This window comes from Actinopolymorpha singaporensis (assembly GCF_900104745.1).
In the GTDB taxonomy this organism is placed as follows: domain Bacteria; phylum Actinomycetota; class Actinomycetes; order Propionibacteriales; family Actinopolymorphaceae; genus Actinopolymorpha; species Actinopolymorpha singaporensis.
The window spans coordinates 1943482-1964172 of record NZ_LT629732.1; the positions used below are offsets into that span (position 1 = coordinate 1943482).

18 protein-coding genes, 1 tRNA gene and 1 other RNA gene are annotated in these 20691 nt (G+C 72.4%); 9 read left to right on the forward strand and 11 right to left on the reverse strand.

Annotation, left to right across the window (positions count from 1 at the left end):
* Together BLU27_RS08815 and BLU27_RS08820 are read right to left on the reverse strand one after the other, a co-directional pair.
* Window positions 1-597, reverse strand: a complete 597-nt coding sequence (locus tag BLU27_RS08815) for a hypothetical protein (RefSeq protein WP_092652275.1) — start codon at window positions 595-597, stop codon at window positions 1-3.
* Window positions 598-1273: 676 nt separating this feature from the next.
* Window positions 1274-1359, reverse strand: a tRNA-Ser gene (locus BLU27_RS08820).
* A 161-nt stretch (window positions 1360-1520) separates the two neighbouring features.
* On the opposite strand from BLU27_RS08820, the gene ffs reads away from it, so the two are divergent.
* The 3 genes from ffs to BLU27_RS08835 all read left to right on the forward strand — a co-directional run bounded on the left by ffs (window position 1521) and on the right by BLU27_RS08835 (window position 6119).
* An RNA gene (ffs, locus tag BLU27_RS08825) (signal recognition particle sRNA small type) lies at window positions 1521-1617 on the forward strand.
* Window positions 1618-1701: 84 nt separating this feature from the next.
* Window positions 1702-4683, forward strand: a complete 2982-nt coding sequence (locus BLU27_RS08830) for a DNA polymerase III subunit gamma and tau (protein WP_422386079.1) — start codon at window positions 1702-1704, stop codon at window positions 4681-4683.
* A gap of 182 nt (window positions 4684-4865) precedes the next feature.
* Window positions 4866-6119 (forward strand): MFS transporter, encoded by a 1254-nt coding sequence (locus BLU27_RS08835; protein ID WP_092652279.1) that lies wholly within the window; start codon window positions 4866-4868, stop codon window positions 6117-6119.
* A gap of 28 nt (window positions 6120-6147) precedes the next feature.
* Here the strand turns inward: BLU27_RS08835 and BLU27_RS08840 are convergent, their stop codons facing one another.
* Complete coding sequence (locus BLU27_RS08840; protein WP_092652281.1) at window positions 6148-6819, reverse strand: hypothetical protein; 672 nt, start codon at window positions 6817-6819, stop codon at window positions 6148-6150.
* A 499-nt stretch (window positions 6820-7318) separates the two neighbouring features.
* Between BLU27_RS08840 and BLU27_RS08845 the strand changes: the two genes are divergently transcribed.
* From BLU27_RS08845 to BLU27_RS08855, 3 genes are all read left to right on the forward strand, one after another.
* Entirely contained in the window at window positions 7319-7663 is a 345-nt protein-coding gene (locus BLU27_RS08845; protein WP_338417594.1) for a YbaB/EbfC family nucleoid-associated protein, read from the forward strand.
* A gap of 69 nt (window positions 7664-7732) precedes the next feature.
* Window positions 7733-8332: a recombination mediator RecR gene (gene recR, locus BLU27_RS08850; RefSeq protein WP_092652283.1), complete on the forward strand. Its 600-nt coding sequence runs from the start codon at window positions 7733-7735 to the stop codon at window positions 8330-8332.
* A complete protein-coding gene (locus BLU27_RS08855) occupies window positions 8325-9092 on the forward strand; it encodes a DUF5063 domain-containing protein (RefSeq protein ID WP_241827865.1) in 768 nt (255 codons plus the stop codon). The genes recR and BLU27_RS08855 overlap by 8 nt, the downstream gene beginning before the upstream one ends.
* A 117-nt stretch (window positions 9093-9209) precedes the next feature.
* Here the strand turns inward: BLU27_RS08855 and BLU27_RS08860 are convergent, their stop codons facing one another.
* The 6 genes from BLU27_RS08860 to BLU27_RS08885 all read right to left on the reverse strand — a co-directional run bounded on the left by BLU27_RS08860 (window position 9210) and on the right by BLU27_RS08885 (window position 13800).
* Window positions 9210-9629 (reverse strand): VOC family protein, encoded by a 420-nt coding sequence (locus tag BLU27_RS08860; protein WP_092657423.1) that lies wholly within the window; start codon window positions 9627-9629, stop codon window positions 9210-9212.
* A gap of 5 nt (window positions 9630-9634) precedes the next feature.
* Complete coding sequence (locus BLU27_RS08865; protein WP_092652285.1) at window positions 9635-10069, reverse strand: helix-turn-helix domain-containing protein; 435 nt, start codon at window positions 10067-10069, stop codon at window positions 9635-9637.
* Window positions 10066-10644: a GtrA family protein gene (locus BLU27_RS08870; RefSeq protein WP_197681743.1), complete on the reverse strand. Its 579-nt coding sequence runs from the start codon at window positions 10642-10644 to the stop codon at window positions 10066-10068. The genes BLU27_RS08865 and BLU27_RS08870 overlap by 4 nt, the downstream gene beginning before the upstream one ends.
* 87 nt (window positions 10645-10731) lie before the next feature.
* Window positions 10732-11493, reverse strand: a complete 762-nt coding sequence (locus BLU27_RS08875) for a decaprenylphospho-beta-D-erythro-pentofuranosid-2-ulose 2-reductase (protein WP_092652287.1) — start codon at window positions 11491-11493, stop codon at window positions 10732-10734.
* Between the two features lie 38 nt (window positions 11494-11531).
* Window positions 11532-12887 carry a decaprenylphosphoryl-beta-D-ribose oxidase gene (locus BLU27_RS08880; protein ID WP_092652289.1) on the reverse strand — a complete coding sequence of 452 codons (1356 nt, stop codon included), beginning with the start codon at window positions 12885-12887 and terminating at the stop codon, window positions 11532-11534.
* Window positions 12877-13800, reverse strand: a complete 924-nt coding sequence (locus BLU27_RS08885) for a decaprenyl-phosphate phosphoribosyltransferase (protein ID WP_092652291.1) — start codon at window positions 13798-13800, stop codon at window positions 12877-12879. The genes BLU27_RS08880 and BLU27_RS08885 overlap by 11 nt, the downstream gene beginning before the upstream one ends.
* 273 nt (window positions 13801-14073) lie before the next feature.
* Here BLU27_RS08885 and BLU27_RS08890 point away from each other — a divergent pair, with 273 nt between their 5' ends.
* Entirely contained in the window at window positions 14074-15393 is a 1320-nt protein-coding gene (locus BLU27_RS08890; protein ID WP_092652293.1) for an aspartate kinase, read from the forward strand.
* A gap of 94 nt (window positions 15394-15487) precedes the next feature.
* On the opposite strand, the gene BLU27_RS08895 is transcribed toward BLU27_RS08890, so the two are convergent.
* The gene (locus BLU27_RS08895; RefSeq protein ID WP_092657427.1) at window positions 15488-17188 is read right to left on the reverse strand and encodes a DHA2 family efflux MFS transporter permease subunit; all 1701 of its coding nucleotides are present in this window, start codon (window positions 17186-17188) and stop codon (window positions 15488-15490) included.
* A gap of 163 nt (window positions 17189-17351) precedes the next feature.
* On the opposite strand from BLU27_RS08895, the gene BLU27_RS08900 reads away from it, so the two are divergent.
* Window positions 17352-18395, forward strand: a complete 1044-nt coding sequence (locus BLU27_RS08900) for a GNAT family N-acetyltransferase (RefSeq protein ID WP_092652295.1) — start codon at window positions 17352-17354, stop codon at window positions 18393-18395.
* Here BLU27_RS08900 and BLU27_RS08905 read toward each other — a convergent pair.
* On the reverse strand, window positions 18368-19621 hold the full coding sequence (locus BLU27_RS08905; protein WP_092652297.1) for a DUF418 domain-containing protein: 1254 nt from the start codon (window positions 19619-19621) through the stop codon (window positions 18368-18370). The two genes, BLU27_RS08900 and BLU27_RS08905, sit on opposite strands and share 28 nt — an antisense overlap.
* Window positions 19622-19709: 88 nt before the next feature.
* Here BLU27_RS08905 and BLU27_RS08910 point away from each other — a divergent pair, with 88 nt between their 5' ends.
* Window positions 19710-20687 (forward strand): DprA-like winged helix domain-containing protein, encoded by a 978-nt coding sequence (locus BLU27_RS08910; protein ID WP_157728354.1) that lies wholly within the window; start codon window positions 19710-19712, stop codon window positions 20685-20687.
* The last annotated feature ends 4 nt before the right edge of the window (window positions 20688-20691 follow it).

Genomic DNA, 20691 nt, shown 5'->3' on the forward strand with positions numbered 1-20691 from the left:
TCAGCCCTTGCCGGCCGGCGGGTTGGCGGACCGACCGAGGATCGGGGCGCAGACACGGGTGGCCCGCTTCGCGCCGGCCGAATCCTGATCCCATTCGGACTGGCCCGAGTTGTCGTTGCTGCCGTACCCGTCCGGATCCGGGTCCGGGAAGTCGGGTGCGCCGTTCTTCTGCATGCAGGCGGCGTAGTCACGCCCGACCTTGATCTGGGCTGGAGTGAGCTTGGGCTCGTTGCCCTCTTCCAGACCCTGGGGAACCGTCGCCCTGATCTTGGCGCACTTCTGGCTGGCGCCGATGAACTTCGGATCCTTCTTCAGGGCAAGGCCCTGGCCGGACATGTCGACCTGGCCCTTGGTGTTCGGGTCGGGAAGGTCGATGCCGTTATGCCGCATGCAGGCGACCCACTTGCGCTGACTGTCGACATAGGCGGCCATGTCGTCCCCGCCCGTCCTGCCGGCGGGCTTCCCGGCCCGCGCGGAGGAGGAGGAGTGACCTCCCGCCGTCGGCACCTTGGAACCGCCGTCGTCGCTGCCACAGGCGGCCGGCGCGAAGACCATGACCGACGCAGCCGCGGCCAGCAGTAACCGGTTGGTCCTCATCGGATGGATCTCCCATGCGTCTCGTCTGCCCTGCCACGACCGTGGCGGACGGAGCGACCGTAGGCCGGAGATGATGAAGAACCTTTGAAGAACCTGTCAGCTGATCATGTGGTCTCTACGGGCGAGCCCGCTGAGCCCGTGGCATCGCCCGAACCAGGGCCACGGAACGAGTAGCCGCCGGGCATCTTCTGTCGACTGCCGGTGACCCGTTCCCTGCCGGACATGCCGGCCGGACTGCTCTGGACGGCGAGGAACGCCCCCGCAACGCCCGGCAGGTTCAACCGTTAACCTCGCCCACCTCACCCCACGGTGGAAGTGCGTGGGTGCCGCGGCCGGAGTTTCTGGTCGAGCGGGCGCGCGGATGCCTCGCGGCCACCGTGCCTGGCGGCCACCGTGCCTGGCGGCCACCGTGCCTGGCGGCCACCGTGCCTGGCGGCCACCGTGCCTGGCGGCCACCGTGCCTGGCGCAGCACGACATCAGTGGTGTGCCGATCAGGACGCCGAGAGCCGACCCCGTGGACACCAGGAACATCGCGAGCCGAGGTTGGCCCCCGAGTACATCCCGGCGAGCACCAGCAAGCCCAGACTGGCGGCACCGCTCAGGAAAGGCGCCCAAGACGGGCGTCGGGCCGGCCCTGTGGAGGACCGGCCCGGACGTCTTGCCTGATCGGCGGGGCGGAGGATAGGGGATTCGAACCCCTGAGGGATTGCTCCCAACACGCTTTCCAAGCGTGCGCCCTAGGCCAACTAGGCGAATCCTCCGCGCGAGACAGTACCCGCTCGGTGGTCAACCGGGCCAACCGGGGGCGGGTGAACATCGGCCGGTAGGGGGAGATTGCGCTCTCTGAGGCGCTTGGAACTGCTCGGTCCCGGCTTGCCCGGCGGCGGTGGGCGAAGTCGTGGGGGTCTCGCGTAGACTGCTCGGCGGCTCCCCGCGCGGCGGCACCTTGCCCAACTCCCCCAGGGCCGGAAGGCAGCAAGGGTAAGCAAGCTCTACCGGGTGCGCGGGGAGTCCTTTCGTACCACCGCCGCCCTCGACGCACCTCGCGTCGACCGGCGCGCGGTGCGGCCGCGCCGAGCCGGCCCGCTGCTCCGCGACCGTCGGTGGCGCGGGCTAGGGTCCCTATCGTGGAAGCGCCGCTCGCCCTTTACCGTCGCTACCGGCCGCAGACGTACGCCGAGGTCATCGGCCAGGATCACGTCACCGAGCCGCTGCAGCAGGCGCTGCGCAACAACCGCGTGCACCATGCGTACCTCTTCTCCGGTCCGCGTGGATGCGGGAAGACCACCAGCGCCCGGATCCTCGCCCGCTGCCTGAACTGCGAGGTCGGTCCCACTCCCGAGCCCTGCGGTGAGTGCCAGAGTTGCCGCGACCTGGCCCGTGGCGGGCCCGGCAGCATCGACGTGATCGAGATCGACGCGGCCAGCCACGGTGGTGTGGACGACGCTCGCGACCTGCGCGAGCGGGCGTTCTTCGCGCCGGTGTCCTCGCGCTACAAGATCTACATCGTCGACGAGGCGCACATGGTGACCACGCAGGGCTTCAACGCCCTGCTCAAGCTGGTCGAGGAGCCGCCGGAGCACCTGAAGTTCGTCTTCGCCACGACCGAGCCCGAGAAGGTCATCGGCACGATCCGGTCCCGTACCCACCATTACCCCTTCCGGCTGGTTCCGCCGAAGGTGCTGCAGGAGTACCTCTCCGACCTGTGCGAACGCGAGGGCGTGCCGGTCGAGCCGGCCGTCCTGCCGCTGGTGGTCCGGGCCGGGGCCGGGTCCGTCCGCGACACCCTGTCGGTGCTCGACCAGTTGATCGGCGGTGCCGGAGACGACGGCGTGACGTACGCCCGGGCCGTCGGGCTGCTCGGCTACACCCACGAGTCGCTGCTGGACGAGGTGGTCGACGCGCTCGCGGCCGGCGACGGCGGCAGCGTGTTCACCGTCGTCGACAAGGTGATCGAGTCCGGGCAGGATCCCCGGCGCTTCGCCGAGGACCTGCTGCGGCGGTTGCGTGATCTGGTGATCGTCTCGGCTGTGCCCGACGCCATCGAACGCGGCCTGCTCGAAGGGCCGGCCGACCAGGCCGAACGCCTAACGGCCCAGGCCGCGCGTTTCGGCACCGCGGAGCTCACCCGGGCCGCCGACCTGGTCAACGACGGTCTGAACGAGATGCGCGGCGCGACCGCGCCCCGCCTGCACCTGGAGCTGATCTGCGCGCGGATCCTGCTGCCGGCGGTCGACGACAGCGAGCAGGGCCTGCACGCCCGGCTCGACCGGCTCGAACGCCGGCTGTCCATCGCGGGCGGGGAGAACGTGCCGTCGGCGGCCGGCCCGAGTGGTTCGGGGGGTTCGGCCGGCTCGGCACGTTCGGCCGGACCGGCTGGGGGCGCGGCCGCCGCGCGGGACCAACTGGGCAGGGGCCAGGCGGGGCAACGGCCGTCGGGGGGCGGCGGTCGCGAAGCGGCACGCAACACCCTGAACACCGAGCGCCCGTCCAGGTCGGGGTCAGGGGAGCCCGCCGGCCGCGACACGGACATCTCCGCAGCGCCGTCGGCCTCCCCGCAGCGGCCTTCCGCGCGGCCGCCGGCGGCCGGCTCGGCCGGCTCGGCCGGCTCGGTTCCGGTGGAGACCTCGCCGCCGGAATCCCCGACGCAAGGTCCCGACGCCGGTGGCGCGGGGCCGGAGTCCGCACCGCCGGACGGCCCTCGGCCCTCGGCCGCCGAGGCGGCCGCTGCCGACTGGGGCACACCCCAGGCTCCGCACGAGCCCTCCGACGCGTCGGCCGCCGGCACATCCGTCGACCAGGCCGGTTGGTCGGCGCCCGCGCCTCCCGCCGAGCCGACGGCGAGGTCCGCCCCGGGTCGAGCCGCGCCGGGCGGCTCCGGCGCAGGGGGATCCGCGCCGACGGAGTCGGACTCGGACGCCGCGGTATCCGGTGGGGCGGCTCCGGATGGCACGGGGTCGCCGGGCGCCCTGGGAATCACCGACGTACGACGGCTGTGGCCGGACGTCCTCGAGGCGGTGAAGGGAAAGCGCCGGTTCAGCTGGGTGATGCTGAGTCAGAACGCCCACGTCGCCGACCTGCATGGCAACACGCTCACTGTCGCGCTGGTCAACGCCGGGGCGAGGGACTCCTTCACCCGCAGCGGCAGCGACGAACTGCTGCGGCAGGCCCTGCGGGACGTGTTGGGCGTCGACTGGCGGGTCGAGGCGATCATCGATCCCTCGGGCGGTGCCGGTGGCTCGGGTGGCTCGGGCGGCTCGGGACCAGGTGGGCCGGGGTCGGGCGGTTCGGGCTCGGGCAGAGGCGGCCACGGCCCGCCGGCCGGCGGTGCCGAACCCCGCGGCGGTGCATCCGGCGGTGGTCCTTCGGGTGGTCGGGCGGCAGCCGACCGGGGTGGTGGCGATTCTCCGGGTTCGGCACGTACGCGGCAGGGCGGCGACGCGGCCGACGACGGCAGAGGTGAGCCGGCTGCGACGAACGGCCGCTCCTACAACAGCTTCGCCGGGGCGCCGCCCGAGGCGCGAGACCCGGCCGGTCAGGACGACGGGTGGCCGAGCCCGGCGCCGGTGCCGGGCTCCACCCCGGACCGCGAGCCTGCATCCGTTCGCTCAGCCGACGAAGGGTTCCCCGCCGACACCCCCGCAGATGAGGACCGATCTGCTGGTGACCGTTCTCCTGGTGACCGAACCCGCGGCGAGCGTGCCCGCGGCGAAGATCGGGGCGGCGCGGACCGCCCGAACCCCCCGGACCAGGCCGGTACTTCCGCGCGGGACAACGGCTCCGGCTGGGCCGACGTGGCCGTCTCCACCCCGGGCGGCTCGGCAGCTGTCGATCGCAACGCCGGCGCCGAACAGCCCCGTGCCGCCGGCAGCCAGGGGAACGGATCGCGCCCGATGTCCAGCGCCCGGGCCCGAGCCGCCGCAGCGGCGGGTAGTACCCCCCGTCCGGCCGAGCCCACGCACGATCCCGACAGCGATGTCGACCCGGACACCGACAACTCGTTGTCCGACGACCCCAGGTCCCACACCGCCCTTCTCGAGCGCGAGTTCGGCGCCCAGTTGATCGAGGAGATTCCCCTCAACTAGAGGGGACCCCCGCCTCGACCAGAGGGACCCGTAACGGACCCGCCCGGCGGACAGGGGTGCACGCTGACCAGGGGGTTTGCCCGGGCGGGCCGGCGGCCGGTCAGCGACACCGGGGTACGACGGTCCTTACCGTTGTGGGACCATCAGCGCCTGTGCGAAGACCATCCAATCCGTTCGCCGGTATGCCACGCGAGGTTTCCGTCCTCGCCGCGATCGCCTTCGCGGTAGCCGTCGGTTTCGGAGTGGTAGCGCCGGCACTGCCGGTGTTCGCCCGTGACTTCGGTGTCGGCCACACCGCGGCTGCCGCGGTGATCTCCGCCTTCGCACTGATGAGGTTCGTGTCGGCGCCGTTGGCCGGGCGGCTGGTCGACCGGATCGGCGAGCGGACCGTCATGCTCGCCGGCATCTTCTTCGTGGCGGCGTCCTCTGCCATGGCGGGACTTGCCCAGAGCTACCTCCAGCTTCTCGTCCTGCGCTCCGTCGGCGGAGTCGGCAGCGCGATGTTCACGGTGTCCGCGGTCTCACTGCTGCTGCGGGTCGTGGACGCCGACCGCCGGGGCCGGGCGAACGGGTTGTTCCAGGCCGGATTCCTCGTCGGTGGATTGATGGGGCCCGTGGTCGGTGGCCTGCTCACCGAGCTCTCGCCACGGCTGCCGTTCTTCGTCTACGGCGCGACGCTCGCGGTGGCCGGCGCGATCGGAGCTCTCTCGCTGGCGCGCACGACCCTGCACGAGCGGCTCGGCCGGCAGGACGGCGAGGCGAACCGGACGAGCCTGCGGCAGGCGTTCCGCCACCGGGCCTACCAAGCCGCACTCGTCAGCAACTTCGGCACCGGCTGGGCGTTGTTCGGAGTCCGGTCGAGCCTGATCCCGTTGTTCGTCGTCGAGGGTCTGAAGGTCGGCGCGATCTGGACCGGAATCGGTTTCCTGGTCGGATCGGTCGCCCAGGCGCTGTCCCTCGTGTCCGCCGGAAAGGTCGCCGACCAGGCCGGCCGTCGTCCGGCGATGATCCTCGGCGGGTCGGTGGCGTTCGTGGCGATGGTGGTGGTGACGGTGTCGTCCACGGTGCCGACGTACCTCCTCGCGATGGGGCTTTTCGGCGTAGGGGCTGCCTTCCTCGGTGTCGCCCCGGGTGCGGTGATCGGCGACATCATGCGTGGGCGCGGCGGGCAGGTGGTTGCCGTCTTCCAGATGTCGTCCGACCTGGGCGCGATCGCCGGGCCACTCGTGGCCGGTGTGCTGGTGGACAGCCTGTCGTTCGGGTCGGCGTTCGGTGCCACCGCGGTGATCCTGGTGTTCGGTCCGCTGCTGGCGTTGCGGATGCCGGAGACGAGATACGCCCGGCAACCGGAGCTGCCCGAGGACTCCTCCGGCCCGGAGGCGACCACGCGAGGTGAGGACACCCGGCCGGAGGAGTTCGAGCGCGGCGAGGCCTAGGGCAGACCTCGGGCCACGCACTCGCCGATCAGCGGCCGGTCACCGGCCGGATGCCGTAGGCGGTTCGGAGCAGGTCGCGAGCGCCGAACCGCTCACGGTCGACCTTCACCGCCACCCCGACGCCCGGCGCGGCCAGCCAGAACGCGACAGTGTCGTCGTGCCAGCCGGGCTGCCCGTGCTGCCTGAACGGGTCGAGCCGCCAGGTGGCGGGGTCGCGCTCGTAGTAGTCGGTGAGGTAGTCGCGCAGTGCCTTCGCACTGGTCAGCGACTCCCCGCGCAACACGTCGACGGTCAGGTCGACGTGGTAGCCGCCGTCCGCGTCCGGACCGCGCTCCCAGACCCGGCTGCGGTGCTCGACTTCCTCCCACTCGAACTCGAAGTCGGTGACGAGCTCACCGACTCCCGCCGGGACCGGCCCGACGACGAAGCCGTCCAGCGGACGGCGGGCAGTGTTGTCGTCATCGCCTGTCCACGTGGGGCACGGGATCCGGACGCCGACGCACCGGTCGACGCCTCCCCTGAGCTCCGAGTCGGGCATCGCGTTGGCGACGCGGACGGTGGTCGCTGCCTCCGCGGGAGCGGCGGCCACACCGAGAACGCACACGCCGGCGCCGAGAGTCGCACCCAGGACGGCGGTCAGCCGCGCGACCCGCAGGTGCCGACGCCGGGCCGAAGCGGATCCGGTGACGGGCGGCCGCACGGCGATGTCTGCTCCGGTACCACCAGACCGGGCCACTGAAGAGCGGGCCGGCGAGGAGCGGGCCTCGGACGAACGGGCCTGGGACGAACGAGTGAGCGACGAGTGAGTGGGCGAGGTCGTGGACGGCATGACTTTCCTCCGAGCGTGCGGACGTGACTGAGCGATCGCGATTCATGCTCGGCGGAGCGGCGGGCCGGCAGCGGCGGCTGCGCGCGCGCTGTGGAGAAACTCGCCGGTGGGACGGTTGTGGACAAAAGCCTGGCCGTCGGGCGAGCGGACCGGGCGGTCGTTCGCGGTGGTCCCGCGATCGGCTCGCGTCCCGGACAGCCCGAGGGACCGGCATCCCTCCTGGGGGTGCGGCATCGTAGGCTCGTCGTACGCCGGTCGGTTCGTCTCGAACAGGGCCCGTGTGAGGTCCGCTCGGGCCTGCGCACGGCGACCTCGGGGCGGAGATCTCCGGTGGGAAGAAGCTCCGCGGCCCAAGACGAGGGAGATCATCGTGTTCCCTGGCGGAACGCCCGACATGCAGCAGCTACTCCAGCAGGCGCAGCAGATGCAGCAGGACCTGATGTCCGCCCAGGAGGAACTCGCCCAGACCGAGGTCAAGGGCACCTCCGGAGGCGGTCTGGTGACCGCGACCGTCAACGGCGTGGGAGAGCTTCAGGGCATCGAGATCAAGCCCGAAGCGGCCGATCCCGAGGACACCGAGACGCTGTCCGACCTGGTGGTCGCCGCCGTCCGCGACGCCGCCAACAACGCGCGCGAGCTGGCCTCGCAGAAGTTGGGACCTTTGGCCCAGGGACTCGGCGGCGGGATGCCGGGCGGCCTGGGACTGCCCGGCTAGGCCGAGACACGGCGAGCCGGCCCACCCAGCGGCGGGTAGCCGCCCAGCCGCGAGAGAGCAGAGGTACGCATGTACGAGGGCGTGGTCCAGGACCTCATCGACGAGCTCGGTCGGCTGCCCGGGATCGGGCCGAAGAGCGCCCAGCGCATCGCGTTCCACCTGCTCGCCGCCGACCCCATCGACGTACGCCGGCTGGCCGAGGTGCTCGTCCAGGTCAAGGACAAGATGCGCTTCTGCGAGGAATGCGGCAACGTCGCCGAGGAGGAACGCTGCCGCATCTGCCGCGACGCCAGGCGCGATCCGTCGGTGCTCTGCGTGGTGGAGGAGCCGAAGGACGTCGTGGCGATCGAGCGCACCCGGGAGTATCGCGGCCGTTACCACGTTCTCGGCGGTGCGATCAGCCCGATCGAGGGCATCGGGCCGGACGACCTGCGGGTGCGGGAGCTCATTCAGCGGCTGGCCGACGGGACCGTGCGGGAGGTCATCCTGGCGACCGACCCCAATCTCGAGGGCGAGGCGACGGCGACCTACCTCGCGCGCATGCTGGGTCCCATGGGTCTGCGGGTGACCCGTCTCGCCAGCGGTCTGCCGGTGGGCGGCGACCTGGAGTACGCCGACGAGGTCACCCTCGGCCGGGCGTTCGAAGGAAGGAGACTGCTCGATGCCTGACGTGAACGGCCGACCTGACGTGAACGGCCAGCGCGCCGAGCAGTCGGCGCGGCGCCCGCACACGGGCCCGCGTGCATCGCGCGGCGTCGCGGGAGGTGACGCGGCAGCCGGCCCGAGGGCCGGCGCGGAGGTCCGGACGGAGACGGGGGGAAGTGAGATGACGACCGCGAGGTTCGACGAGGCAGCCACCAGCGAGGCACTACCAGGCGAGGCACTACCCGGCGAGACCCCACCCAGCGAGGTGGAGGACTTCGCGCAGGAGATCGCCGACCAGGTGGAGAGCTTCCTCATCGCCCTGCGCGAGATCGCGCGGGCGGAGGACCTCGCGACAGGCGTGCCCATGCTGCTGCTCGAGGTCAGCCAGCTGATGCTGGCCGGTGGCCGGCTGGGCGCGATCAGCGACGTCGTACCCGTCGAGCGCTTCGAACCCGACACCGGGCCTGACCCCGACCTCGACGAGTTGCGCGAGCGGCTCGGCTATCTTCTCGCCGAGGTCGACGTCTACACCGAGGTGTTCGACCCCTACACCCAGCCGCCGGAGCTGCTCAACGGCCGGCTGTCCGACGACCTCGCCGGGATCGCGGCCGCACTGGTGCACGGGCTCAAGCACCACCGGGCCGGACGGATCGACGAGGCCCTGTGGTGGTGGCAGTTCTCCTACCTGTCCAGTTGGGGAGCCGAGGCGGGCGCGGTTCTCCGCGCGCTGCACTCGGTCATCGCCCACGCTCGGCTGGACTCCGTACGCGAGGAACCCGCCTGACCGGCTGACGCCGCGACACCTACTGGCAACGACAACGGGCCGACCGGGTGGGCTCCACACCGCCCACCTCGGCCGGCCCGCGTCAGGCCGGCACCTGCCCTGGACCCCTGGACCTCTTCAGGAGGTCGGCGTCTTGTGCTGTACGAACCGGAAGTGGTTGCCGAACGGGTCCCGCGCACCGCAGTCGATGCCGTAGTCCCGGTCGGTCGGCTCGTCGGTGAACTCGACCCCCTTGGCCCGCAGCGTCTCGTACGTCTTGTGGCAGTCGTCGGTGGTGAAGCCGACGGTGAATCCCAGTGCGCCCTTGGTGACGAGCTCCCGGATCTGCGCGGCGGTGGCCTCGTCGTGGGACGGCGGCCCGGGCTTCTCCAGCAGGATGTCCCGGTCGGAGTCGCCTGGGACGCGCACCGTCAGCCAGCGCATGAAACCGAGGTCGATGTCGGCGCTGACCTCGAGACCGAGCTTGCCGACGTAGAAGTCGAGGGCCTCGTCCTGGTCGAGGACGAAGATCTGTGAAATTCGCGTGGTGGTGAACATGGGCATCAACCTACGGAGTCCGGCGTACGGCCGCTTCTCCGAAACTGCTCACTGCTGACCCGGGTCCACGCCCGCACGAAACACGACGGGGCGGCCAGCCGGGGCGACTCCGCGCGGTACTCCGAGGGCGACTTGCCCACGATGTCCCGGAACGTCCGGCTGAAGGTACCGTGGCTGCCGAAGCCGACCGCGAAGCAGATCTCGGTCACCGGCGCGTCGGTCTCGCGGAGCAGGAACATCGCGCGCTCCACCCGGCGGCGCTGCAGGTAGCGGTGCGGGGTCTCCCCGAACGTCGCCCGGAACGTCCGGATGAAGTGCGCCGGCGAGACGTGCGCGATCCGGGCCAACGCGGCGACGTCGAGCGGCTCGGCGTACGCACGGTCCATCGCGTCCCGGGCGCGCAGCATCCTGCGGTTCGACTCCTCGGTCGCCCGGCTCATCCCTGACTCCCACTCCCGGCGCGTTCGGGCTCGGCGTCGGACTCGGCCTTGGGCTCCGCGTCGGGCTCGGCGTCGGGCTCGGCGTCGGGCTCGGCCTCGGTGGGCACCGGCAGCCCGGTGTGCGGGTCGACAGGCGGGAGTTCCGGCGGCAGGAACACCCACTTCTGGTACGACCAGAAGCGGAACAGCGTGCCCAGCCCGAGCCCGACGACGTTCGCGGACAGGTTGTACGCGAGCGGTCCGTGCAGTCGCAGAACGTAGTAGGTGAACCCGACCACGGCGAGTGCGATCGCCAGGCCGACGGCGTTCAGCGCGAAGTAGAGGAGGTACTCCTTGGCCAGGCTGTGCCGCGCCCGGTGCCGCCACGTCCAGAACCGGTTGCCGAGGAAGGCGACCGTCGCGGCCAGCGTCACCGAGATCGTCTTCGAGGCGAGCGGCTCCACGCCGACGCCGAAGCGCAGCAGGTTGGAGCCCGCGATGTCGACGACCGCGGCGGCGGCGCCCACGGTCCCGAACTTCGCCACCTCGGCGAGCGCGACCTCGAACCGCCCCCACAGCCTCCTGACCAGCCTCACCTGCCGCAATCTACCCAGGTCGCCACGGCGCAGGCACCCGCGGCCGCCGTCGGGTGCCTCGGGACAGCGCAGGGCGAGGAGCAGAGGTCAGCCGGGTAGCCGGCGCCAGACCGCGCGCGGGGCGAGGCGGAGCACACCGAACACCAGGCGAAGCTTCGCCGGCGCCCACACCGTCTCCCGGCCCTGCGCGAGCCCGGTGACGACGGCCTGCGCGACCTCCTCCGGCCCGGTGGCGAACGGCGCCTCCGGCAGGCCCTCGGTCATCTGGGTACGCACGAAGCCGGGCCGCACCACCATCACCCGCGCCCCGGAACCGGCGAGCGCGTCGCCCAGGCCCTGCGCGAACCCGTCCAGCCCCGCCTTGGCCGCGCCGTAGACGTAGTTGGCCCGCCGGACCCGGACCCCGGCCACCGACGACAGCACCACCAGCGTCCCGTGTCCCTGGGCGCGCAGCCGGCCCGCGACCGCGAGGCCGAGGCTGACGTGCCCGGCGAAGTTGACCACCGCGGCGTCGGCGGCGCTCTGCGGATCCTGCTCGTACGCGGGGGTGGAGCCGAGCACGCCGGCCGCGTCGATCACGACGTCCAGGTCGCCCAACCGGGCGGCGGCAGCGTCGACCACCGCCTGGTGCGTGTCCGGGCGGGTGACGTCGAACTCCAGTCCGTCGACCAGCGTCGCGCCGCACTCGCGCAACCGGGCCACGGCGTCCGGGTCGGGCTTGCCGCCCCGGACGGCGAGCAGCACCGACCGGGCGCCGCCCTCGACCAGGCGGCGGACGACGGCCAGGCCGATCTCGCTGCGGCCACCGAACAACAGGACGGTGTCCACGCCGCCAACGGCGTTCTTCACGACGGTCTCCTTCGTACTCCTCCGTACGGTCAAAAAGGTCACAGCCCGAGCCGCCGGGCGAGGTCGGAACGCAGCACGCCGTCCGGGTCGACCCGTGCCCGGGCCTTCCGCCAGGCGGGCAGCCGCGGATACATCGCGGGCAGCAGGTCGGCGCGCAGGGTGGAGTCCTTGGCGAGGTAGATCCGCCCGCCGGCCGCGACCACGCGGAGGTCGAAGTCGCGCAGCATGCCCGGCAGCCGCCGGTCGCCGAGCGGGATGTCCAGGGCCAGCGTCCAGCCGGGCATCGGGAACGACAGCGGCGCGGGGTTGCCCGGGCCGAACCGCTTCAGGACGGCCAGGAAGGACGCCACCCCGGCCTGGGACAGATCCCGTACGACCGAGCGCAGGGTGTCCTCGGCGCCGAACGGCACCACCAGCTGGTACTGCACGAACCCGCGCCGCCCGTACAGGCGGTTCCATCCCCGCACACCGTCCAGCGGGTGGAAGAAGGAAGGGATCGAGGTGATCTCGCCGCGGCGTTCGCGAGGTGCCTTCCGGAACCACAGTTCGTTGAACGCCCGCACCGAGGCCCGGTTGAGCAGCCCGGACGGCGCCCACGGCGGTGCGGCCAGCGGAGAGCGCGGCGAGAACCCCAGCGGATCCCGGGAGGCCGAGCGCCCGAGCCGCGCCGGGTCCGCGTGCGATCCGCGGGTCAGCACGCTGCGGCCGGTCGCGGCGCCGCGGGCCAGCAGGTCGATCCAGGCGACGGTGTAGTGGTACCGGTCGTCGGTGGCGGCCATCACCGCGAGGGCCTCGTGGAGGTTGGCGGCGCGTTCGGTGTCCACGACCATCCGGGAGGTGCGCACCGGCAGGCACCGGAACGTCGCGGCCGTCACCACCCCGGTGAGCCCCATCCCGCCGACGGTCGCCCAGAACAGCTCCGGGTCGTCGTCGGGGGTGACGACGACGAGCTTGCCGCCGGGCAGCGCCAGGGTGAGGTCGACCAGTGCCGCGCCGAACGAGCCGTCGACGTGGTGGTTCTTGCCGTGAACGTCGGCGGCGATCGCCCCGCCCACAGTGACGTGCCGGGTGCCCGGGGTGACCGGGACGAACCAGCCGAGCGGCAGCAGGTCGCGCATCAGCTGGTCCAGGCTCAGTCCGGCGGACGCGCTGACGATGCCGTGCTCGGCGTCGATGGTGCGGGACGGGGCGAGGCCGGTGCAGTCGAGGACGAGCCCTCCGGCGTCCTGGGCGGCGTCGCCGTAGGAGCGGCCGAGACCGCGGGCGATCACCCCGCGCTCGGGCGGATCGGCCAGCGCGGCGGCCACCTCCTCCGCCGACCGGGGACGCACCACCCGGGCGGCCGTGGGAGACGTACGCCCCCAGCCGGTGAGCAGCGTCGGCTCAGAACGCATAGACACCCACCGCGAGGCAGGCGACCACGAGCAGACCGGACACCAGCAGCATCCGGTCGTCGAAGACGATCTCCTCCGGCGCCTCGCCCGAACCGCCGTCCACCAGCATCGCGTACCGCAGGATCCCCACCGCGAACGGCACGATCGACAGCCCGAACGCGACCTTCGACATGCCCTCGTGGAGCTCGAACGCCCACAGGCAGTACGCCACCAGCAGGGCCCCGGACGTGGTGGCCCGGACGTAGCCGAGGAACTCCCGGGTGTAGAAGCGCAGCGTGAGCCGGGACCCGCCGAGCTCGGGGTTGCGCAGGCCGGCGTTGCGCAGCTCGGCCTCCCGCTTGCCGGCGACGACGAACAGCGAACCCAGCGTGGCCACGGTGAGGAACCAGCTGGACACCTCGACGTGCACCGCCGCCGCGCCCGCGACGGCCCGCAGCACGAAGCCCGCGGCGACGCTCACCAGGTCGACGATCGCCAGGTGCTTCAGCCACAGCGAGTAGGCGGTCGTGAGGGCGACGTACGCGGCGATCACCGCCGCCAGCTCCCAGCCGCCGGTGAGCAGGGACAACGCGACCCCGAGCATCAGGAACGCGACGCCCAGCGCGTACGCCAGGCCGACGGGCACGACGCCGGCGGCCACCGGACGGGTGCGCTTGCGGGGGTGCACCCGGTCGGCCACCGCGTCGCGGGCGTCGTTGACGAGGTAGGTGCCGCTGGCGGCCAGGCAGAAGGCGACGAACGCGAGAACGACGTCGAGCACAGCGCTCGGCCGGCCGAGCACGCCGGCGGCCGCCGGGGCGGCCAGCACCAGGAGGTTCTTGACCCACTGCCGGGGGCGGCAGGTGCGGACGAGTCCGCGCAGCCGCCCGGCCGGTGCCGGGGCGGCCGTTCGCCTCGGGGCGGTGGTCGTCACGCAGGCATCCTAGAGTCTGCCCTCCCGGTCCCCCTGTGATCACAGCCGCCGCGCGGTGCCCTCCTCCCGGCGCTCTCCGGGGCTTCCCGGTGCACTCTCGGTGCGCTCTCGGTGCACTCTCGACATTTGGACGCTCCGACCGCCTGGTGGGCAGCTCGCTAGACTGTCGGCCGTGACCGGCACCGGTCAGCAGGTCGGTGGTGCCGCGCACGCCGCCGTCCCGGCCGGTGCCCCACCGGTGCGGGAGTCCGATCCGCTGAGCAGGAGCATCCCGTGGGCCTTGTCGTGCAGAAGTACGGCGGGTCGTCGGTGGCCGATGCCCAAGGCATCAAGCGAGTCGCGCAACGCATTGTGGCGACCAAGAAGGCCGGCCACGATGTCGTCGTGGTCGTCTCGGCCATGGGCGACACGACCGACGAACTCACCGATCTCGCTCAGCAGGTGACCCCGCTCCCGCCGCCGCGGGAGTTCGACATGCTGCTCACCGCCGGTGAGCGCATCTCGATGGCCCTGCTGGCGATGGCGATCGCGCAGTTGGGCCAGGTCGCGAAGTCCTACACGGGCAGCCAGGCCGGCGTGCTCACCACGTCCCAGCACGGCCGTGCCAAGATCATCGACGTCACGCCGGGGCGGATCCGGCAGGCGCTGGACGAGGGCGCGATCGCGATCGTGGCCGGCTTCCAGGGCGTCTCCCAGGACACCAAGGAGATCACCACCCTCGGCCGCGGCGGCTCCGACACCACCGCTGTGGCGCTGGCCGCCTCGATGGGCGCCGACGTGTGCGAGATCTACACCGACGTCGACGGGGTCTTCACCGCCGATCCGAGGATCGTGCCGACCGCCCGCCGGATCCCGCGCATCAGCTACTCCGAGATGCTGGAGATGGCGGCCTGCGGCTCCAAGATCCTGCACCTGCGGTGCGTGGAGTACGCCCGCCGCTACCACATCCCCATCCACGTCAGGTCGTCGTTCAGCACCAAGATCGGCACCTGGGTCGCCGATCCGGAGGTCGTGGAGACCGCCCGGCGGGCCCACGTCACCGACACGCCGGACCCCATCGAGGAGGCCGAGATGGAACAACCGATCATTTCCGGGGTCTCGCACGACCGCACCGAGGCGAAGATCACGGTGGTGGGCGTCCCCGACAAGGTGGGCGAGGCGGCGCACATCTTCAGGACGCTGGCCGACGCCGAGATCAACATCGACATGATCGTGCAGAACGTCTCCGGCGTGGCCACCGGCCGTACCGACATCTCTTTCAGCCTGCCCCGGGTCGACGGCCAGCAGGCGATGACGTCGCTGGCCAAGATCAAGGACACCGTGGGGTACGAGCAGTTGCTCTACGACGACCGCATCGGCAAGGTCTCGCTGATCGGCGCCGGAATGCGCACCAACCCGGGGGTGGCGGCGCGGTTCTTCCAGGCGATCTCGGAGGCCGGCGTCAACATCGAGATGATCTCCACCTCGGAGATCCGGGTGTCGGTCGTGGTCGACGAGGACGGAGTGGACGCCGCGGTGGCGGCCGCCCACCACGCGTTCGACCTGGACGCCACCGAGGTCGAGGCCGTCGTCTACGGCGGCACCGGCCGCTAGCTCCAGGGCCGCAGACCCTGGTCGGCGCGCCGGTGAGACTCAGCAGACGGGCGGCGTCGGTGCGGTCGATCGTCCGGTAATTGTCCCCGGGTGCTCACCTCGAGCGGGCCGGTGCATCGGCGTCGCTGGTCGCCCGGTGGCGACCGGTGGTGTAGCTACGCGGCCGCATCGCCAGGCACGCGACCACACCGGCGGCGAGCACGACCACCGGCAGCAGCAGCGTGGTCCGCATGGCAGCAGTGAACGCGTGGTCGAACACGCTCGCGCCGAGCCGGCGTAGCTGGTCGGCGGCGGCGGCCGGAATTCCGGGCGGCAGCGGGGCCCGGGCGGCGGAGGAGAAGTCGCCGTTGCCGGCAGCCGCCCTGGCGAACGCATGCTCGAACTGCTCGCGATAGGCGGCGGGCAGCTTCGCGGCGGCGGCCGCGGCCTGGGCCGGTAGCTCGACGGCGAGCCGGGCCTGCAGCAGGACCCCGATGGCGGCGCTCCCGATCACGCCGCCCACCTGCCGGGAGGTGTTGAAGATCCCCGACCCGGCGCCGATCAGCCGCGGGTCCAGGCCCGAGGTGGCGAGGTTGGCCAGCGGGGAGAAGATGCAGCCGACGCCGAGTCCGGCGACCACGAAGGCCGGCGTGAGTGCCCAGCCGGTGCTGTCGAAGTGCGCCAGCATGGTCAGCATCAAGATGCCGAGCGCGAACGTCGCGATGCCGCCGGCGACGATCCACTTCCCGCTGACCCGGTCCGACATCCGCCCGGCGAAGGGCGCGACCACACCGGACACGAACGACAGCGGCGCGGTGATCAGGCCGGACATGATCGCCGAGTAACCCAGCACCGACTGGATGTAGATCACCAGCGGCAGGAACATGCCCGCCATCGTGAATCCCACGGTGATGTTGGCGAGGTTCGACATGGAGAAGTTGCGGTGCCCGAACACCGCCAGCGGCAGCAGCGGCTCGTTCCGGTTGACCCGCTGCCACACCATGAACGCCACCAGCAGGAGTACGCCCGCCCCGATGATCTCGGGCACGGTGACCGGACCGGCGATCGTTCCCCAGTCGTAGCGCTGCCCCTCCTGCAGGCCGAAGACCACGCAGAGGAGCCCGACGCTGCTGAGCGCGATACCGATCGGGTCGAAGCGGTGGCTGTGCCGGGGCTGCCAGTCGGGCACCAGGAGGATCGTCGCCGTGATGGCGAGGACGCCGATCGGCACGTTGACGAAGAAGATCCACTCCCAGCCGAGGGTCTGGACGAGGACGCCGCCGAGCAGTGGACCGGTGATGGTGGCGACGCCGGCCACCGCGCCCCACAGGCCCATCGGCGCGCCCCGCCTGCTGGGTGGGAACAGCCGGGTGACGAACGCCATCGTCTGCGGCGTCATCGCGGCCGCACCGAGGCCCTGAACCGCCCGGGCCGCGATCAGCGTGGCCGCACTGCCGGCGAACCCGCACGCGGCCGAGGCCAGGGTGAAGACGACCAGCCCGCCGAGGAAGAGCCGCTTCGGCCCGAACCGGTCGCCGAGCCGTCCGGTGAGCAGCAGCGGTACGGCGTAGGTGAGCAGGTAGACGCTGTTGATCCAGATGACCTCGGACAGGCTGGCGTTCAGGCCGTTGATCATGGCCGGGATCGCGATGTTCACGATCGTGGTGTCCAGCATGATCATGAAGAAGCCGGCACACAGGGCGGCCAGGGCCAGCCAGGGCCTGTCGACCTCGCCGGACGCGCCGCCGCCGGGCCCGCCGGCTGCCCCGCCGGACGCACCGCCGGCCGCGAAGTGTCTCGGGTTCGATCCGCTCATCCGGTCGTCTCCTCGGTTTCCGGCTCGCAGCCCGGCGGTCGCGGCCGGTTCGGCCGCCCGCATCGCCAACTCATAGTTGACATCAGGCCGGACCGGGTCGGCCACGGAACCCCTCCGGAAAACCCCGCGCCCGGCGGGGGCGTGCGGCCGTACCCTGCCGACCATGAACGCCGACCACGGGGACGTACGCGAAGCCACCGCACCCCGATCCGCTGGGCACGAAGCCACCAGGCGAGGCCGGCCCGACCTCTCCGTCCGGCCGATCGGGTCCGCCGACCTGCCCGCCTGGGCGAACCTCTTGCGGGCCGTGGAGATCGTGGACGACCAGGGCGAGCACTACGACACGGAGGACCTCGCCGAGGAGATGTCCGACGCCACACTCAGCGCCGCCGACGACACCCGTGCGCTGTGGGACGGCGAGGAGATGGTCGGCTACGCCGTGGTGCACGCCAGGCCGGGCGCCCAGGAGACTGACCGGATCCGGCTGGAAGGCGCGGTGCACCCGTTGTGGCGTCGGCGCGGTCTCGGCACGCGACTGCTGGACTGGATGTGCGACCGCGGCCGTCAGGCGCACACCCAGAAGAACCCCCAGGTGCCGGGGCTGCTCACCACCGGGACCGGAGCCGGCAACGCCGGTGCGCGCACGATGCTGGAGCGGGCCGGCTTCACGCCCGCCCGCTACTTCTTCGGGATGCGGCGGGTGCTGTCCGAACCCATCCCGGCGGCGGAGATCCCCGAAGGCCTCACGCTGACCACGTTCCGGCCCGAACTCGACGCCGCGCTTCGGGCCACGCACAACGAGACGTTCCTCGACCACTGGGGCTTCCAGCCGCGCGACGAGGAGGTCTGGCGGATCTGGATGACCGGGTCCCGGTCGTTCCGGGGCGCCACGTCCCACCTGCTGCTGGACGGTGACCGGATCGCGGCGTACGTCCTCACCTACGAGTACGAAGCCGACACCGCAGTCACCGGTGTCCGCGACTGCTACATCGGCCAGGTCGGCACCCGGCGGGAGTACCGCGGCCGCGGCGCCGCCCGTGCGCTGCTCAGCCGCACTCTGCTGGCGGCCCGCGACGCCGGGTTCGACGAGGCATCGCTCGGGGTGGACTCGGTCAATCCGACCGGCGCCCTCGGTCTGTACGAACGTCTCGGCTTCCGCACCAGGCGGGAGTGGGTCAACTACGACCTGGCGCTGGACGAGCCGTAGACGATCCGGCGCAACGCCACCTCCGCCGGACCACGTCGGCCGTGCCGGGCCAGCCAGGCCGAGCCGAGCACTGTCGCCAGCCAGGTCGCCACGGCCAGCAGGGCCGTCGCGGCACTGCCCAGCCGGGCGCCCAGGCCGAGCGCCCACGGCGACAGCAGCGGGACCAGGACGACCGACTGGGCGAGGTAGCACGACAGCGATCTCGCCCCGCAGGCCGCCAGCCCCGAGATCACTCGGCTGGTGGCGGAGGCGCGGGCGGTCCCGGCCGGGTGGGCTGTGCGGGCCGCGACCAGCCCGGCGAGGGCGGCCAGCCCGAGGCCGCCCGCCACACCGGTGCCGGTGTGCAGCACCGCCAGGCCGAGATCGACGCCCAGCGAGGTCGCCGGCCACACCCCGGCCACGACCAGCGCGAACGGAACACCGCCCAGCACGCCAACGCCGATGCCGGCCCAGGCCGCCCAGCGCAGCGTCCGCGCGTACCGGTCCGGTTGGTCCAGGTGCCCGCGCCGGCCGGCCCACACGCCCAGGCAGATCGGGACGAGCATGCCGAGGGCGCTGACCGGCGTGGCCGGCAGCCACTCGCCCAGGCGGAGTGCGGCCGCCGTCAGCGGGGATGGCTCGGCAGCCGACGGCAGGTAGTGGACATGCGGTTCGGGCGGTACGCCGTACGTCGCACCGACCGCGAGGAACGGGATCGCGAGCAGGCCCGCGGTGAGCAGCAGCCGGCCGCCGCTCATGGCGAGCAGGGCGACGATCACCAGCCCGGCCAGGCCGTACGCGCCGAGCACGTCGCCGGAGAACAGCGCCACCGCGTGCACGAGACCGATGCCGAGCAGGGCGAGGTGCCGGCGGCGCAGCAGGCGGCGGACGGCGGCGTGGGTCGCGCCCGCGTCGAGTTGCCGGCGGACGAGGGACACCACGCCGTAGCCGAGCAGCGCGGCGAACATCGGGTACGCCCGGCCGTCGACGAACGCCGTGGTCGCGAACGTCACCAGCCGGTCCGCCCAGCCGGCCTCGGCCAGGTGGCCGCGCAGGCTCAGCGGCCGGTCGTACAGCAGGACCGGCGCGTTGGCCAGCGCGATGAGCAACAGCATCGCGCCCCGGGCGAGGTCGGGCGCCAGATGGCGCTCGGCCGCACCGACCGGTCCGCGCGTACCCGGAGGTCCGGCCACGTCCTGCGCGGGACGCAGGTCGAGAGGCCCCACCGCCGGATCGAGACGCCCCATACGTGGTGAATGTACGTGACGTGACGGCGTGGCCGAGCGCGCACGAGCGTGCTGGGTGGTGCACACGCTCGAGGCCTACCGTTGTGGCGTGAGACGTCGGCCGTTGCTCCTCTTCCTCGTCGTGGCGACGGTCGCCCTCGTCCCGTGGATCGGCTTCCTGCTGGTGACCCTGCCCGACCAGTACCAGACCAGGCACTGGCGGCTGGCCTGGGTCGGCTTCGACCTGGCCCTGGTGGTCCTTCTCGGCCTGGCGGCGTGGTTCGGCTGGCGGCGGCGCCGCGCGGCGGTGCCCCTCCTGGTGGCCACGGCCGCGCTGCTGTGCTGCGACGCGTGGTTCGACGTCGTACTCGACTGGAACAGCCCGGACCGGTGGTTGTCGCTGGCCACCGCCGTCCTGGTGGAGGTCCCGATCGCGGTCCTGCTGGCCGTACGGGCGCGCACCATCGTCACCGCGGGGGTGGCCTCCCGGGAGCTGACCGTCCACGACATCGAACTCGTCCTGGGCAATCCGAGCGCGCAGCGCCTGCTCACCCTGTTGGGTACGCGGGTGATGACCACCGACGAGCTGGCCGCCGCGGCGAGCCTGTCGCGGGAGGAGGTCCGGGCGACGCTGCGCGAGCTGTCCCGGGCCGGGTACGTCGAGGCGGCCGGGCAGGGGTGGCGGGACGTGCCGCTCAACCTGCGCGCCCCACGGCCCGAGGACTTCGCCGAGGCGGACCGGCCCCGGTTCGAGGCGTTCTGGGACGCCAGGCTCGCGCACGAGCTGAAGCTGTTCCGGCGGGCGTTCCGGCACCCGGAGCGGTTCGGGCCGTGGGCCCAGGGCTCGCGGGCGCGGCTCCTGCTGTCCCAGGGCGAGCTCCGCCGGTTCGCCGACGAGTACCTCGAGCTCCTGGACCGCTACCAGCTCCTCCACGCGGACGGCGGGGGTGACGGCGACGGCGACGGCGAGGTGCGGGCGGTCGCGCTCCGCTTCTACGCGTTCCCGGACGATCTCCTGACGGCGGATACCGACAGTGCGTCCGGGCGCGCAGTCCCGGTCGACGGCCCCGGGCGCGACACACCATAGGGTG